General features: G+C 71.5%; 15 protein-coding genes. 11 read left to right on the top strand and 4 right to left on the bottom strand.

The window, feature by feature from the left end; all coding sequences use genetic code 11:
- Window positions 1-21: 21 nt before the first annotated feature.
- The 7 genes from IG08_RS0128875 to IG08_RS0128845 all read left to right on the top strand — a co-directional run bounded on the left by IG08_RS0128875 (window position 22) and on the right by IG08_RS0128845 (window position 8,508).
- A complete protein-coding gene (locus tag IG08_RS0128875; protein ID WP_030608618.1) occupies window positions 22-1,260 on the top strand; it encodes an MFS transporter in 1,239 nt (412 codons plus the stop codon).
- A 100-nt stretch (window positions 1,261-1,360) separates the two neighbouring features.
- Entirely contained in the window at window positions 1,361-1,978 is a 618-nt protein-coding gene (locus IG08_RS0128870) for a hypothetical protein (RefSeq protein ID WP_030608616.1), read from the top strand.
- On the top strand, window positions 1,965-2,795 hold the full coding sequence (locus IG08_RS0128865; RefSeq protein ID WP_043455471.1) for a class F sortase: 831 nt from the start codon (window positions 1,965-1,967) through the stop codon (window positions 2,793-2,795). Before IG08_RS0128870 ends, IG08_RS0128865 begins: the two co-directional genes overlap by 14 nt.
- 176 nt (window positions 2,796-2,971) lie before the next feature.
- Window positions 2,972-4,303 carry an ABC transporter ATP-binding protein gene (locus IG08_RS0128860; protein WP_030608612.1) on the top strand — a complete coding sequence of 444 codons (1,332 nt, stop codon included), beginning with the start codon at window positions 2,972-2,974 and terminating at the stop codon, window positions 4,301-4,303.
- 274 nt (window positions 4,304-4,577) lie between these two features.
- Complete coding sequence (locus IG08_RS0128855) at window positions 4,578-5,966, top strand: aldehyde dehydrogenase family protein (RefSeq protein ID WP_030608610.1); 1,389 nt, start codon at window positions 4,578-4,580, stop codon at window positions 5,964-5,966.
- 11 nt (window positions 5,967-5,977) lie between these two features.
- Complete coding sequence (locus IG08_RS0128850) at window positions 5,978-7,060, top strand: Zn-dependent alcohol dehydrogenase (RefSeq protein WP_030608608.1); 1,083 nt, start codon at window positions 5,978-5,980, stop codon at window positions 7,058-7,060.
- Window positions 7,061-7,185: 125 nt separating this feature from the next.
- Window positions 7,186-8,508 (top strand): MFS transporter, encoded by a 1,323-nt coding sequence (locus tag IG08_RS0128845; RefSeq protein WP_030608606.1) that lies wholly within the window; start codon window positions 7,186-7,188, stop codon window positions 8,506-8,508.
- Here IG08_RS0128845 and IG08_RS0128840 read toward each other — a convergent pair.
- From IG08_RS0128840 to IG08_RS0128830, 3 genes are all read right to left on the bottom strand, one after another.
- The gene (locus IG08_RS0128840) at window positions 8,500-9,441 is read right to left on the bottom strand and encodes a DMT family transporter (protein WP_030608604.1); all 942 of its coding nucleotides are present in this window, start codon (window positions 9,439-9,441) and stop codon (window positions 8,500-8,502) included. The genes IG08_RS0128845 and IG08_RS0128840 overlap by 9 nt on opposite strands.
- A 178-nt stretch (window positions 9,442-9,619) precedes the next feature.
- Window positions 9,620-10,330, bottom strand: a complete 711-nt coding sequence (locus IG08_RS0128835; protein ID WP_043455468.1) for an ArsR/SmtB family transcription factor — start codon at window positions 10,328-10,330, stop codon at window positions 9,620-9,622.
- A 41-nt stretch (window positions 10,331-10,371) separates the two neighbouring features.
- On the bottom strand, window positions 10,372-11,013 hold the full coding sequence (locus IG08_RS0128830; RefSeq protein ID WP_030608599.1) for a TetR/AcrR family transcriptional regulator: 642 nt from the start codon (window positions 11,011-11,013) through the stop codon (window positions 10,372-10,374).
- A gap of 104 nt (window positions 11,014-11,117) precedes the next feature.
- On the opposite strand from IG08_RS0128830, the gene IG08_RS0128825 reads away from it, so the two are divergent.
- From IG08_RS0128825 to IG08_RS0128815, 3 genes are all read left to right on the top strand, one after another.
- Window positions 11,118-12,269 (top strand): acyl-CoA dehydrogenase family protein, encoded by a 1,152-nt coding sequence (locus tag IG08_RS0128825; RefSeq protein ID WP_030608598.1) that lies wholly within the window; start codon window positions 11,118-11,120, stop codon window positions 12,267-12,269.
- 61 nt (window positions 12,270-12,330) lie between these two features.
- Window positions 12,331-12,576 (top strand): YiaA/YiaB family inner membrane protein, encoded by a 246-nt coding sequence (locus tag IG08_RS0128820; RefSeq protein ID WP_030608596.1) that lies wholly within the window; start codon window positions 12,331-12,333, stop codon window positions 12,574-12,576.
- 91 nt (window positions 12,577-12,667) lie between these two features.
- Window positions 12,668-13,291, top strand: coding sequence for a TetR/AcrR family transcriptional regulator (locus IG08_RS0128815; protein WP_030608594.1), 624 nt, complete (start codon window positions 12,668-12,670; stop codon window positions 13,289-13,291).
- A gap of 12 nt (window positions 13,292-13,303) precedes the next feature.
- On the opposite strand, the gene IG08_RS0128810 is transcribed toward IG08_RS0128815, so the two are convergent.
- A complete protein-coding gene (locus IG08_RS0128810) occupies window positions 13,304-13,765 on the bottom strand; it encodes a MaoC family dehydratase (protein WP_030608592.1) in 462 nt (153 codons plus the stop codon).
- A gap of 117 nt (window positions 13,766-13,882) precedes the next feature.
- Here IG08_RS0128810 and soxR point away from each other — a divergent pair, with 117 nt between their 5' ends.
- A complete protein-coding gene (gene soxR / locus IG08_RS0128805) occupies window positions 13,883-14,401 on the top strand; it encodes a redox-sensitive transcriptional activator SoxR (protein ID WP_030608589.1) in 519 nt (172 codons plus the stop codon).
- The last annotated feature ends 82 nt before the right edge of the window (window positions 14,402-14,483 follow it).

The raw sequence follows: 14,483 nt of genomic DNA, 5'->3' as shown, positions 1-14,483 counted from the left end.
TGTTCGACGGAGGACTCGCTCATGGGGCCCGGTGGGAACCGCGGCTGGCTGCTCCGCCTCGTCATCGCCTTCAGCTTCGCGCAGGGGGCGGTGTCGATGGCCCGGCCCGCCGTCTCCTACCGGGCCCTCGCGCTGGGCGCGGACGAGCGGGCGATCGGTGTGATCGCGGGTGTGTACGCCCTGCTCCCGCTGTTCGCGGCGGTCCCGCTGGGGCGCCGCACGGACCACGGCCGCTGCGCGCCCCTGCTGCCCGTCGGCGTGGTCCTCATCTCCGGCGGCTGCGCGCTCAGCGGCCTCGCCGACTCCCTCTGGGCGATGGCGATCTGGAGCGGGGTGATGGGCCTCGGCCACCTCTGCTTCGTGATCGGCGCCCAGTCCCTCGTCGCCCGTCAGTCCGCCCCGCACGAACAGGACCGCAACTTCGGGCACTTCACGATCGGCGCCTCGCTGGGGCAGCTGGTCGGCCCGATCGCGGCGGGTGCCCTGATCGGCGGCTCGGACATGGCGGGCACGAGCGCGCTGGCGCTGCTCGTCGCGGGTGCGGGGGGCGCGGTCGCGCTGACGTCGTTGTGGCGCATAGAGAGCCGTACGACGTCCAAGTCCCCTGTGGAACGGGCCGATCGCATCCCGGTCCAGCGCATCCTGCGCGCCCGGGGCGTGCCCGCGGGCATCTTCGTCAGCCTCTCCGTGCTGTCGGCGACCGACATCCTCACCGCCTACCTTCCGGTGGTCGGCGAGCACCGGGGCATCGCCCCGTCCGTGATCGGCGTCCTGCTCAGCCTGCGCGCGGCGGCCACGATCGCATGCCGCCTGGTGCTGACGCCGCTACTGCGCCTGCTGGGGCGGTCGTTGCTCCTCACCGTGACCTGTCTGCTGGCGGCCGTGCTGTGCGCGGGGATCGCCCTGCCGGCGCCGGTGTGGGTGCTGGCCCTGATGCTGGCCGCCCTCGGCTTCTGCCTCGGCGTCGGGCAGCCGCTGTCGATGACGACGGTCGTCCAGGCCGCCCCCGACGGCGCCCGCTCCACGGCCCTCGCCCTGCGCCTGACCGGCAACCGCCTCGGCCAGGTCGCCGCCCCCGCCACCGCGGGCCTGGTCGCGGGGATCGCGGGCGTGGCGGCACCCTTCGTGATGCTCGGGGGGCTGCTGTTCCTGTCGGCGGGGGTGGCGCTGCGCTCGCCGGCGAAGCCGACCGGGGAGTCCGGTGAGCCCGTCGTGCCCCGCCGGTTCGGCGTGACCTTGGGCCGAAAGAGCGAAGACTGACGGGTGGTAGGGCGGGGCTGCCCCGTTCGCGAAGGACATGTGACAGAGAGTCAGACGAAGCACGATTTGTACGATAATCGTCAGACTCGGAGGACTTCGCATGCCCACCACGACTCGCCAACGCCGAGCCGCCGCCGTCGCGGCCCTCACCCTCGCGGGTTGCGCCCTGACCGGGGCACCCGCAGTCGCGGCCAACAATGGAGACGTCAAGATCCACGCGCAGTACAAGCCGACGGCCGAGCCGGACAACGATCCCCACGTGTGCAGGTTCTACCTCGACGCCTTCAACTTCGACGCGAATGAGGAGGTCCACTGGACCATCGCGACCCAGCCCCCGTCCTCCGGCGGCAAGGTCAAGGAGGGCGACCTCACGCTCACCAACGACGGTGAGGGCAGCACCGAGGTGATCTCGCTGGCCAACGGGCACTACAAGCTCACGTGGGCCACCGGGGACGGGGACGGCCAGAACAAGCACAAGGTGTTCTGGGTCGAGTGCCCGCCCGACGGACCCGGTGGTAGCACCGGCGGTCCCGGTGGCGGCACCGGCGGTCCTGGCGGCGGTCCCGGCGGCCCCAACGGCGGCCCGCCGGCCGGCGGTGGCGGACTCGCCCGTGAAGCCGCGATCGGCCCGGTCGCCGGTGCCGCCGCCGTGGGACTGGCCGCGGTCGGCGGGGCGGTCTGGCTCCGGCTTCGCCGTCGCCCGCATGGCGCGGCGTAGGTCCGGGCGGAGGCCCTGGAGCCGGACGCGTGCCTACCGCCTGGCGAGGACGGTCGTGGTGGCCGTCTCCCTGGTGCTGGGCGGCGTCCTGTGGGCGCACGACGAGGAGCCCGGTGAAGCGGTCGCCACCCCTTCACCGGGCCCCGCCGGGGCTGCGGGCAGCCGTGTCGACGCGCGAGCGGCGCACCCGGAGCGGACTTCGACGGGCACCGGTCTGCACAGGCCGCGGCCCGAACCGGCCGGGGCCGGCGGCGACAAGGCCACGGCGCGGCCCCGCCGCCCGTCGCCCGGCGCCACCCGCCCCTCCCCGGCCCCACCGCGGCCCCGCGCCCTGCCCCGCTCCCGGGCCACCGGACTCGTCATCTCCTATCTGGACGTCGACGCCCCTGTCACGGGCCTACGGCTGGACGGGGGCCGGCGCCTGACGGCACCGCCGGACGACCACCCCAACCTCGCGGGCTGGTACGAGGACGGCCCGTCCCCCGGTCAGCAGGGCACCGCCGTCGCCGTCGGTCACCTGGACACGGACAGCGGCCCCGCGGTCTTCGCGGGCCTCACCGAACTCGAGCCCGGACGCCTCGTCGAGGTGCGGCGGGCCGACGGACGTACCGCCGTCTACACCGTCGACGCCGTCAGAGAGTACGAGAAGGACCGCTTCCCCAACCGGGAGGTCTATGGCCCGCGCGGGCGCCCCGAGCTCCGGCTCATCACCTGTGGTGGCACCTTCAACCGCCGAACCGGCTACTCGGGCAACGTCGTCGTGTTCGCCCACCTCACGGGGATCCGAGAGCCGGTCCGGGCCGCCGCCAGCCGCTGAATCCGGTCGTCCGCTTTCTCACCAGCTGGACCGGAGTGCCCGATCCTCGCACGCGGCTTCCCCGGGGCTCGTACAATCCGTTAACTTCCGTGACTCACACGCCCCGTACGACCCGAACGTGGGCGTTCGACCGCGGAGCACCAGCGTTCGCTCAGTGAGCCCCCGGGGGCACTGCCATGACACGCGCCATCTCCCTGCACGACGTGAGCAAGGCCTACACGCGAGGCGTCCGCGTGGTGGACCGGCTGTCGCTGGACATCGCGCCCGGCGAGTTCCTCGTGCTGCTGGGGCCCTCCGGCTGCGGCAAGTCCACCGTGCTCAGAATGATCGCCGGGCTGGAGGAGATCACCGAGGGCCAGTTGCTGCTCGACGGCGAGTACTCCAACAACCTTCTCCCCGCGGAGCGGGACATGGCGATGGTGTTCCAGAACTTCGCCCTGTACCCGAACATGACGAGCCGCGGCAACATCGGCTTCCCGCTGCGCCTGGAGGCCCCCGGCGAGGACCCGAGCCCACGCGTGGACGCCACCGCCCGCATGCTCGGCATCGAGGACCTCCTCGACCGCTACCCGGGCCAGCTCTCCGGCGGTGAACGCCAGCGCGTCGCCATGGGCCGGGCCATCGCCCGCCACCCCTCCGCCTTCCTGATGGACGAGCCGCTGTCCAACCTCGACGCCAAGCTCCGCAACCACCTCCGCGCCGAAATAGCCGCCCTCACCCGGGAGTTGGGCGTCACCACGGTCTACGTCACCCACGACCAGGCCGAGGCCATGTCACTCGGCGACCGGGTCGCCGTCCTGCGCGGCGGGGTCCTCCAGCAACTCGACACCCCGCGCTCGGTGTACGCCCTGCCCCGCAACGTCTTCGTCGCCGCCTTCATCGGCACCCCGCGCATCAACCTCCTGCGCGGCCTGGTCCGCGCCCCGTTGGACGGCGCGATGACCATCAGCCTCGGCAAGCAGTACCTGCGCCTGCCCGAACCCCTCTGCCTGGACCACCAGTTGCTCCGCGTCCAGCAGGGCCGCGAGGTCATCGTGGGCCTGCGCTCGGAGGCCGTACGCATCGCGAAGGCGGCCTCCGCCCGCCCCGGCGAGGTGCCGATCACCGGCCTGGTGGAGTACGTCGAGTTCCAGGGCCACGAGGTCCTCGTCCACTTCAACACCGGCTCCCGGCCCGCCCTCGTGCCGGACCTGGAGGCCCCGCGCCCCGCCGTCCACCCCACCCGGCGCCGCCGCCGCGAGGGTACGGTCCTGGACCGCCTGCGGGAGCGGGCGGTGGCCCTGCGGGCCGGCCCGGTCGTGGTCCTGGACGAGCCCGCGGACCCCGAGCCGAAGCCGACCGAGGGCCGCCTCCCCGGCGACCTCGTCGTCCGCACCACCCCCGACATCGACTTCCGCCGAGGCATGCATGTCCCCCTGCTCGTCGACATAGCCCACCTCTTCGTCTTCGACCAGCACGGCGAACGCATCTGCCCGTCCCCGGCGCGGCTGCCGGACCTGGAGGAGTAGGACCCGCCGGGCGTGCTGGGCGAGGGTCCGGTCCGACCGCGCCCCGAAGGGGTGCGGGGCTGTATCGACAGGCGGCTCCGCCGCGATGGGGCGACCGGAAGACCGAGGAGATCCACCGGGCGTACGAGATGGCTTTCGGTCAGGGATCCGTGGGCAGGGTGGACGATCGGACCCGCGTCGACTTCTGATGTCCTGGGACGCCTGGCGTTAAAAAACTATCGCCGCTAGTTTAAGGGTCGGACGACGACACGGCCCACCCCCGGGAGGCAGCACGATGAAGGCGCACGACGGCATGTACATCGACGGCGGGTGGCGCCCCGCCACCGGCCCGGACGTGATCGAGGTCGTGAACCCGGCCGACGAGCAGGTCATCGGCCGGGTCCCGGCCGGCACCGCCGAGGACGTGGACATCGCCGTACGGGCCGCCCGCGCCGCCCTCCCGGCCTGGGCCGCGACCGCCCCCGCCGACCGGGCCGCCCGCCTGACCGCCCTCCGGGACGTCCTCGTGACCCGCGCGGAGGAGGTCGCCGAGACGGTCACCGCCGAGCTCGGCTCGCCCCTGAAGTTCTCGCAGAACGTCCACGCCGCCGTCCCCGTCGCGGTCGCCGGCTCCTACGCCGAACTGGCGGCGACGTACGCCTTCGAGGAGAAGGCCGGCAACTCCACCGTCTACCACGAGCCCATCGGCGTGGTCGCGGCCATCACGCCGTGGAACTACCCGCTCCATCAGATCGTGGCGAAGGTCGCCCCCGCCCTCGCGGCGGGCTGCACGGTCGTCCTGAAGCCCGCCGAGGACACCCCGCTGGTCGCCCAGCTCTTCGCCGAGGCGGTGCACGAAGCCGGCGTTCCGGCCGGTGTCTTCAACCTCGTGACCGGCCTCGGCCCGGTCGCCGGACAGGCCCTCGCCGGGCACCCGGACGTCGACCTGGTCTCCTTCACCGGCTCCACGGCCGTCGGCAGGCAGATCGGCGCGACGGCGGGCGCGGCCGTCAAGAAGGTCGCCCTGGAACTCGGCGGCAAGTCCGCCAACGTCATCCTGCCGAGCGCCGACCTGGCCAAGGCCGTCAACGTCGGCGTCGCCAACGTGATGTCCAACTCCGGCCAGACGTGCAGCGCCTGGACACGCATGCTGGTCCATCGGGAGCAGTACGACGAGGCGGTCGAGCTCGCCGCGACCGCCGCCGCCAAGTACGGCGACCGCATCGGCCCCGTCGTCAACGCCAAGCAGCAGGCGCGGGTCCGGAGTTACATCGAGAAGGGCGTGGCGGAGGGAGCGCGGCTGGTCGCGGGAGGCCCTGAATCGCCGTGCGAACAGGGCTACTTCGTGTCGCCGACGGTATTCGCCGATGTGACCCCCGACATGACCATCGCCCAGGAGGAGATCTTCGGCCCGGTCCTCTCCATCCTCCGCTACGAGGACGAGGAGGACGCCCTGCGCATCGCCAACGGCACGGTCTACGGCCTCGCGGGCGCCGTCTGGGCCGGCGACGAGGCGGAGGCGGTGGCCTTCGCCCGGCGCCTGGAGACCGGCCAGGTCGACATCAACGGCGGCCGCTTCAACCCCCTTGCGCCCTTCGGCGGTTACAAGCAGTCGGGCGTGGGCCGGGAGCTCGGCTCGCACGGCCTCGCCGAGTACCTCCAGACCAAGTCCCTGCAGTTCTGAGGAGCCTTCACGTGGTTCGCGCAGCAGTCCTTCCCGCCGTAGGCGCTCCGCTGGAGGTCACCGACATCGACCTCCCGGACCCCGGCCCGGGCCAGGTCCGCGTCCGGCTCGCCGCCGCCGGGGTCTGCCACTCCGACCTGTCCCTGTCCAACGGCACCATGCGGGTCCCGGTGCCCGCCGTCCTCGGTCATGAGGGCGCGGGCACCGTGGTCGCCGTCGGCGAAGGGGTCACGGGTGTCGCGCCGGGTGCCGAGGTCGTCCTCAACTGGGCTCCTTCCTGCGGCAGTTGCCACGCCTGCTCGCTCGGTGAGGTGTGGCTGTGCGCCAACGCCCTCAACGGCGCCGCCGACGTGTACGCGCACCGTACGTCCGACGGCTCCGACCTCCACCCCGGCCTGAACGTCGCCGCGTTCGCCGAGGAGACGGTCGTGCCGGCGTCCTGCGTCCTGCCCCTCCCCGGGGGCATCCCGCTCACCGACGCGGCCCTCCTCGGCTGCGCGGTTCTCACCGGCTACGGCGCCGTCCACCACTCGGCGCGGGTCCGGGCGGGCGAGACGGTCGCGGTGTACGGCGTCGGGGGAGTGGGCCTCGCCGCGCTCCAGGCGGCCCGTATCGCGGGCGCATCGAAGATCGTCGCGGTCGATGTCTCCCCGGAGAAGGAGGAGTTGGCGCGCGCGGCCGGAGCCACCGACTACCTGGTCGCCTCCGAGAACACGGCCCGCGAGATCCGCGCCCTCACCGGCAAGCAGGGCGTCGATGTCGCCGTCGAGTGCGTGGGCCGCGCGACGACGATCCGCACCGCCTGGGACTCCACCCGCCGTGGCGGCCGCACCACGGTCGTCGGCATCGGCGGCAAGGACCAGCAGGTCACCTTCAACGCCCTGGAGATCTTCCACTGGGGCAGGACTCTCGCGGGCTGTGTGTACGGCAACTCGAACCCGGCGGAGGACCTGCCGGTGCTCGCCGAACACGTCCGCGCGGGCCGCCTGGACCTGGGAGCGCTGGTGACGGAACGGATCGCGCTGGACGGGATTCCGGCGGCGTTCGAGAACATGCTGGCCGGCAAGGGCGGACGGGCGCTCGTGGTGTTCTGAGTCGTGTGGGGCGCCCGGAGCCTTCGGATGCTCCGGGCAACCTTCCCGCAGAACCGTTGACCCCATACCGTCCGGTCAGTATGTTCCCGGGAACGTCCCCACCGCACCCACCGGAGTGTGCACGCATGGACACAGCCCCCACCGCTCACCCTCTCCCCAGCACGGCTCTCCCCACCGCCAACCGTCGCCGCGTGGCCACCGCCGCAGCCCTCGCCTCCGCCGTCGAGTGGTACGACTACTTCGTCTTCGGCATAGCCGCCGCCCTGGTCCTCGGCGACCTGTACTTCCCGGCGGGCAGCTCCACCGCCGGTGTCCTCGCCGCCTTCGCGACCTTCGCCGTGGGCTTCCTGGCCCGCCCGATCGGCGGCATCGTCGCCGGTCACCTCGGCGACAAGCGCGGCCGCAAGCCGATGCTGGTCCTCGCGCTCACGCTCATGGGCCTGGCCACCACCGGCATCGGCCTGCTGCCGACGTACGACACCATCGGCGTCGCCGCCCCGATCCTGCTGGTCGCCCTCCGCGTCGTCCAGGGCATCGCGGTCGGCGCCCAGTGGGGCGGCGCGATGCTGCTGGCCACCGAGTACGCCCCCGAGGGCAAGCGCGGTGTCTACGGCAGTGTCGTCCAACTCGGCGTCCCCATCGGCGTGGTGACCGCGAACACCGTCTTCCTGCTGGCCGGAGCCTTCACCACGGACAGCGAGTTCGCGGCGTGGGGCTGGCGAGTGCCGTTCCTCATCGGCCTGTTCGTGCTCGTGCTGGCCTGGTACATCCACACGAAGGTCGAGGAGACCCCGGAATTCCGGGAGGCCGAGCGGCAGTTGACCGAGAAGGAGAAGGCGGAACAGAGCTCCCCGCTGCGCACGATCCTGCGCGACCACCTCGGCACGGTGCTTCTCGCCGGCGGTTCCTTCGCCGTGAACACCGCGACCTTCTACATCCTCATCACCGGTGTCCTCGACTACACGACCCGCGAACTCGACATGAAGCGCAGCGCGGTGCTCACCGTCTCGCTCTGTGTCAGCCTCACCCAGCTCGTGCTGATCCCGGCCGCCGCCGCGCTCTCCGACCGGGTCGGCCGTATCAAGATCTACACGCTGGGCGCTGTCGGCATCGCGCTGTGGGCCATACCGCTGTTCCTGCTGATCGACACCGGCTCGCTGCTGTGGCTGGCGGTCGGCACGTTCGTCGCCAGCTGTTTCCTCAGCATCATGTACGGCCCCCAAGCCGCCCTGTTCGCCGAGCTGTTCACGCCCGAGATGCGCTACACCGGTGCCTCCCTCGGCTACCAGATCGCGGCCGTGTTCGGCGGCGGGCTCGCGCCCTTCCTGATGGTGCTGCTCCTGGAGGCGACGGGCACGTCGATGGCGGTCTCCGGCTACATCATCGTGCTCTCGGTGATCGCGCTGCTCTCCATCAAGGTCCTTGCCACCAAGGCGCGTTCACGCTGAATCAGAGGCCCGTTCGGGCTGCGCCTCCGGGACGGCCACCGGAGCCGCGGCCTGCAGGGTGCGCGAGCGCGACACGGCGACTCCCGCCAGGCACAGCGCACCGCCCGCCAGCGTGAACAGCCCCGGCACCTCGCCGAGCGCCAGCCAGGACATCAGGACGACCAGGGCGGGCACCGCGTACGTCGTCGCACCCATGCGGCTGGCCGTCGTACGGGCCAGGGCGTACGCCCATGTCGTGAAGGCCAGCGCGGTCGGGAACACGCCCAGATAGACCATGTTGAGCGTCGCCGAGACCGGCGCGTCGGCCGCCTCCGACACCAACTGACCGGCGAACGGCAGACAGCACACCGCCCCGACCAGACACCCGTACGTCGTCACCTGCAGCGCGCTCGCCGAGCCCAGCGCCGGCTTCTGCGCGACGACCCCACCGGCGTACGCGACCGCCGCCAGCAGACACAGCACGACCCCGAGCACCGAGGCGCCGCCCTCGCCCGACATCGACAGCCCCACGGTCACCGCGCCCGCGAACGACACCGCCATCCCCGCCAGCAGCCGCGGCGGCATCGCGTCACCGAGGAGCCGTGCGCCCAGCAGCGCGATGAGGAGGGGCCCGATGTTCACGACGAGGGCCGCCGTGCCGGCGTCCACCTGCTGCTCGCCCCAGTTCAGGACCACCATGTAGAAGCCGAACCACAGCACGCCGGATATCGCGATCCCGCGCCAGGCGGACCGCAGTGGCAGGCCCTCCCGCCGTACGAGACAGATCGCCACCAGCGCCAGCACACCGGAGAGCAGCCGCCCGAGCGCGAGCGCTCCCGGCGAGTAGGAGGACCCCGCACTGCGGATGGAGACGAAGGCGGAGGCCCACAGCACGACGGTGACGGTGGCGGCGCCGGCGGCGAGCAGCTCCGTACGACGGGAGAGGTGCATCATGCTCCTGAGGTTAGAAGGGGAGTGGGGGAGAGGGCTCGCGGATTTCGGACGTCAAGACGGATGAGCAGAGGGCTCATCGGCGCTGGAACTTCGGTGCCTGGCGGGGCTGTGTGCACCGCAACTTCCCAGGGGCGCGGGGAACCGCGCGATCAGCCACGACGCACCCGCAGGCGAACAACTACCGCAGCGCCGCCACCTCGATTCCCAGCAGCTCGGTCAGCGCACGCTCGCCCGCCGCCGTCACCTTCACCGCCCGCTCGGAGCCGATGCGTACGCACCACCCCGTGTCCAGGGCATGTCGGCACAGGGCCGCCCCCGCGACCCCCGCGAGATGAGGACGGCGCTCGGTCCAGTCGAGGCAGGCTCGGGCGAGTGGCCGACGCCCCTTGCGGTCGAGGGAGATGCCCACGGAGCCGAACCACCCGACCCCCGCGTCCGTGAGCGCGAACCCGGTGTCCTGGCGCAGCAACTGACGTGCCGTCAGCGCATCTGTCACCGCGATGCCGAGCCGCCCGGCCAAGTGGTCGTAGCAAGTGCGCCCCCGCGCCATCGCCGACCCCGCACTCGACTCCCGCAGACTCCGCGGCCGTACGACCGCCCCCGGGTCGACCTGTGCGGCCAGGTCCTCCACCAGCTGGGCCACCCGCGCCCCGGCCAGCCGCACATACCGGTGCCGCCCCTGTCGTTCCTCCGTGAGCAGCCCGCCCGCGACGAGCTTGCCCAGGTGTTCGCTCAGCGTCGACGCCGCGACGCCCGCGTGCCGGGCCAGCTCACTCGCGGTCCACGCCCGCCCGTCGAGCAGCGCCAGCAGGCACGAGGCTCGCGTCTCGTCGGCGATGAGCGCGGCAAGCCGGGCCAGCTGGGGTGCCTGGGGATCCCTCGTGGTCATGCACCCCAGCATGGAGCACGGACACTTCGGCGCCCGCCGAACTATGCGGTACGCCGGACCTGCTCGTACTGCTGCACCAGCCCGTCGAGGAGCGCCATGAGCCCCGTCTCGAAGGCCCGCTCGTCGATCTTCTCCTGCTGCTCGGCGAGGAGGTGGGCCTGTCCGAGGTGGGGGTAGTCGGCGGGGTCGTACGCGCTCTGATCGTCGACGAAACCCCCGGCGAACGACCCGAGCGCGGAGCCCATGATGAAGTACCGCATCAGTGCGCCGATGGACGTGGCCTGCGCCGGCGGCCAGCCCGCGTCGACCATCGCGCCGTAGACGGCGTCGGCGAGCCGCAGCCCGGCGGGCCGACGCCCCGGCCCCTGCGCGAGGACCGGGACGATGTTCGGGTGGTCGCGCAGGGCGGACCGGTAGGAGACGGCCCAGTCGTGCAGCGCGGTCCGCCAGTCCCGTCCGTCCTCGAACATCGACAGGTCGACCTGTGCGCTCACCGAGTCGGCGACCGCCTCGAGGATCTCGTCCTTCGTGCGGAAGTGGTTGTAGAGCGAGGGCCCGCTGACCCCCAGCTCCGCGGCGAGCCGCCGGGTGGAGACGGCCGCGAGGCCTTCCGCGTCCACGAGTGCCCGTGCCGTCTCGACGATCCGGTCGGTGCTGAGGAGGGGCTTGCGCGGTCGGGCCATGGCGCACATAGTAGGGCTGCGACTGGAAACTAGCAGTGCTAATTTAAATGCGAGCTTTTTGAATGTACGGCTTTCAAGATCCGTCCTCTGTGGGGTGACTCGGCATGAACCTGGAGCTCAGCGAGGAGCAGACCGCCGTCCGGCAGCTGGCCCGGGACTTCGTGGACCGCGAGATCGCGCCGCACGTCGTCGTCTGGGACCGCGCCGAGGAGGTCGACCGGTCGATCGTCAAGAAGCTCGGCGAGGTCGGCTTCCTGGGCCTGACGATCGACGAGGAGTACGGCGGCTCGGGCGGCGACCACCTCGCGTACTGCCTGGTGACGGAGGAACTGGGCCGCGGCGACTCGTCGGTCCGCGGCATCGTGTCGGTCTCCCTCGGCCTGGTCGCCAAGACGATCGCGGCCTGGGGGAGCGAGGACCAGAAGCGGCAGTGGCTGCCCGGCCTCACCTCCGGCGAGCAGGTCGGCTGCTTCGGCCTCACGGAACCCGGCACCGGCTCCGACGCGGGCAACCTCGCCACCCGCGCCGTACGCGACGGCGACGACTACGTCATCAACGGCACCAAGATGTTCATCACCAACGGCACTTGGGCCGACGTGGTGCTCCTCTTCGCCCGTTCCACGGACGCCCCCGGCCACAAGGGTGTCTCTGCCTTCCTCGTCCCGACCGACACCCCCGGCCTGACCCGCCGCACCATCCACGGCAAGCTCGGCCTGCGCGGCCAGGCCACGGCCGAGCTGGCCCTCGAGGACGTACGCGTCCCCGCCTCCGCGATGCTGGCCCCCGAGGGCAAGGGCTTCTCGGTGGCGATGTCGGCCCTGGCCAAGGGCCGGATGTCGGTCGCGGCGGGCTGCGTCGGCATAGCCCAGGCGGCCCTCGACGCGGCGGTGAGGTACGCCGGCGAGCGCGAGCAGTTCGGAAAGACGATCGCCCACCATCAACTGGTCCAGGAGCTGATCAGCGACATAGCCGTCGACGTGGACGCGGCCCGCCTCCTCACCTGGCGGGTGGCCGACCTGATCGACCGCGGCCTGCCCTTCACCACCGAGTCCTCCAAGGCCAAGCTCTTCGCCTCGGAGGCCGCCGTCCGCGCCGCGAACAACGCCCTCCAGGTCTACGGCGGCTACGGCTACATCGACGAGTATCCGGCGGGCAAGCTGCTGCGCGACGCCCGCGTGATGACCCTCTACGAGGGCACCAGTCAGATCCAGAAGCTGGTCATCGGGCGTGCGCTGACGGGCGTTTCGGCCTTCTGAGTACCGGAGCTGAGTACCTTGGCGGATGTGGCGCGGCCCACGTCCGCCGAAGCTTGTCCCCATGAGTGAGACACCGGGCAAGCAGCAGAACACGGCAGCCTTCTACGGCCAGGCCGTCGCCTCCTTCTCCATCGCCATGGCCGCGACCGCCATCGGCATCTTCAAGCTGAGCGCCGACGCCTGGGTGCGGGCGTTCCTTGCCATCGCCGTCCTGTACCTGGTCACCTCGGCCTTCACCCTCTCCAAGGTGATCCGGGACCGCCAGGAGGCGTCGGACCGGACGTACCGCCCGTTCGAAAAGCTCTGAACGCTCCGAACCCTCTGAGCGGGCACTCTAAGCGCTCGCTCACCTTCGGCGGTATGGTGGTGCTCTTGCCATCGAGAGGGGCGAACGAGCGATGAGTACGGCGGAGGAGACGGCCGGCGGCGAGACGTCGGCGTGGGGCGAGGTCACGCCCGACGCGGCGCGACGGCTGCTCGTGGCCGCGGTGGAGGCCTTCGCCGAGCGCGGCTACCACGCCACGACGACCCGCGACATCGCGGGCCGGGCGGGCATGAGCCCCGCCGCGCTCTACATCCACTACAAGACCAAGGAAGAGCTGCTCCACCGCATCAGCAGGATCGGTCACGAGAAGGCGCTCGAGATCCTGCAGACGGCGGCCCGTCGCGAGGGCACCGCGACCGAGCGGCTCGCGGACGCGGTGAGCTCCTTCGTCCGCTGGCACGCCGGCGGACGCACCACCGCACGCGTGGTCCAGTACGAGCTGGACTCCCTCGGTCCGGACGCCCGCGCCGAGATCCTCGCGCTGCGCCGGCAGTGCGACGCCGAGGTGCGCGGGATCATCGAGGACGGTGTGGCGTCCGGCGAGTTCGACGTCCTGCACGTCAAGGGCACCACCCTCGCGGTGCTCTCGCTCTGTATCGACGTGGCCCGCTGGTTCACGGTCGACGGTCCCATGACGCCCGACGAGGTCGGCGCGCTCTACGCCGACCTCGTCCTGCGGATGGTGGGCATCAAGTAGCCCGGGCCGGCTCTAGAGGTAGTAGCGCGAGACGGACTCGGCCACGCACACCGGCTTGTCGCCGCCCTCGCGCTCGACGCTGAACGCGACGGTCACCTGGACACCGCCGGCCACGTCGTCGACGGCGGTGATGGTCGCGGTGGCGCGCAGCCGCGAGCCGACCGGGACGGGAGCCGGGAAACGGACCTTGTTCGTCCCGTAGTTGACGCCCATCTTCACGTCCTCGACCTTGATCAGCTGCGGCCCGAAGAGCGGTAGCAGGGACAGGGTGAGATAGCCGTGCGCGATCGTGGACCCGAACGGTCCGGTGGCAGCCTTCTCCGGGTCGACGTGAATCCACTGATGATCACCAGTCGCGTCGGCGAACAGATCGATCCGCTTCTGGTCGACCTCCAGCCAGTCGGTGTACCCCAGCTGCTCGCCCACCGCCGCCTTCAGGTCGTCGGCACCCGTGAAGATCCTCGGCTCTGCCATGTCCCGGCCTCCTGCTCGCAATATCCGCCACTGACTCTAAGCAACTGCTTAGCATGGTCGGCGGCGGGCCCCCTGTCAACGGACCGCAGGTCCACCGGCATGGGTAGGGTTCGAGGGGTGCCCCAGATTCCCGAGAAGATCCACGAGCTCACGGTCGGCCAGCTCGCCGCTCGCAGCGGCGCCGCCGTCTCCGCCCTGCACTTCTACGAGTCCAAGGGCCTGATCAGCAGCCGTCGCACCACCGGCAACCAACGCCGTTACTCCCGTGACGCACTGCGCCGGGTCGCCTTCGTCCGCGCCGCCCAACGCGTCGGCATCCCCCTGGCCACGATCCGCGACGCGCTCTCCGAACTCCCCGAGGAACGCACCCCCACCCGCGAGGACTGGGCCCGCCTCTCCGAAGCCTGGCGCTCCGAACTCGACGAACGCATCAAACAACTCAACCGCCTCCGCGACCACCTCACCGACTGCATCGGCTGCGGCTGCCTCTCCCTCGACACGTGTGTCCTCTCCAACCCGGACGACGTGTTCGGCGACCGGCTGACGGGTTCACGCCTGCTTGCGGAGCAAGGGGGAGGAGCCCGCCGTAAGGCAGCCCGCCGGGTACAGGAACCGGAGGACAGCTGCTCACCGTAGGGGTACGCAGCCCGGCGCCATCTGGGGTGCCGCGTGAGGTCGTAGGGCGTATGCGGCGCCGTCGTGGCTGGTCGCGCAGTTC

Origin of the sequence: Streptomyces fulvoviolaceus, assembly GCF_000718165.1 — a bacterium.
GTDB classification, from domain to species: Bacteria; Actinomycetota; Actinomycetes; order Streptomycetales; family Streptomycetaceae; genus Streptomyces; species Streptomyces fulvoviolaceus.
This window is presented reverse-complemented; position numbering and strand designations above follow the sequence as displayed.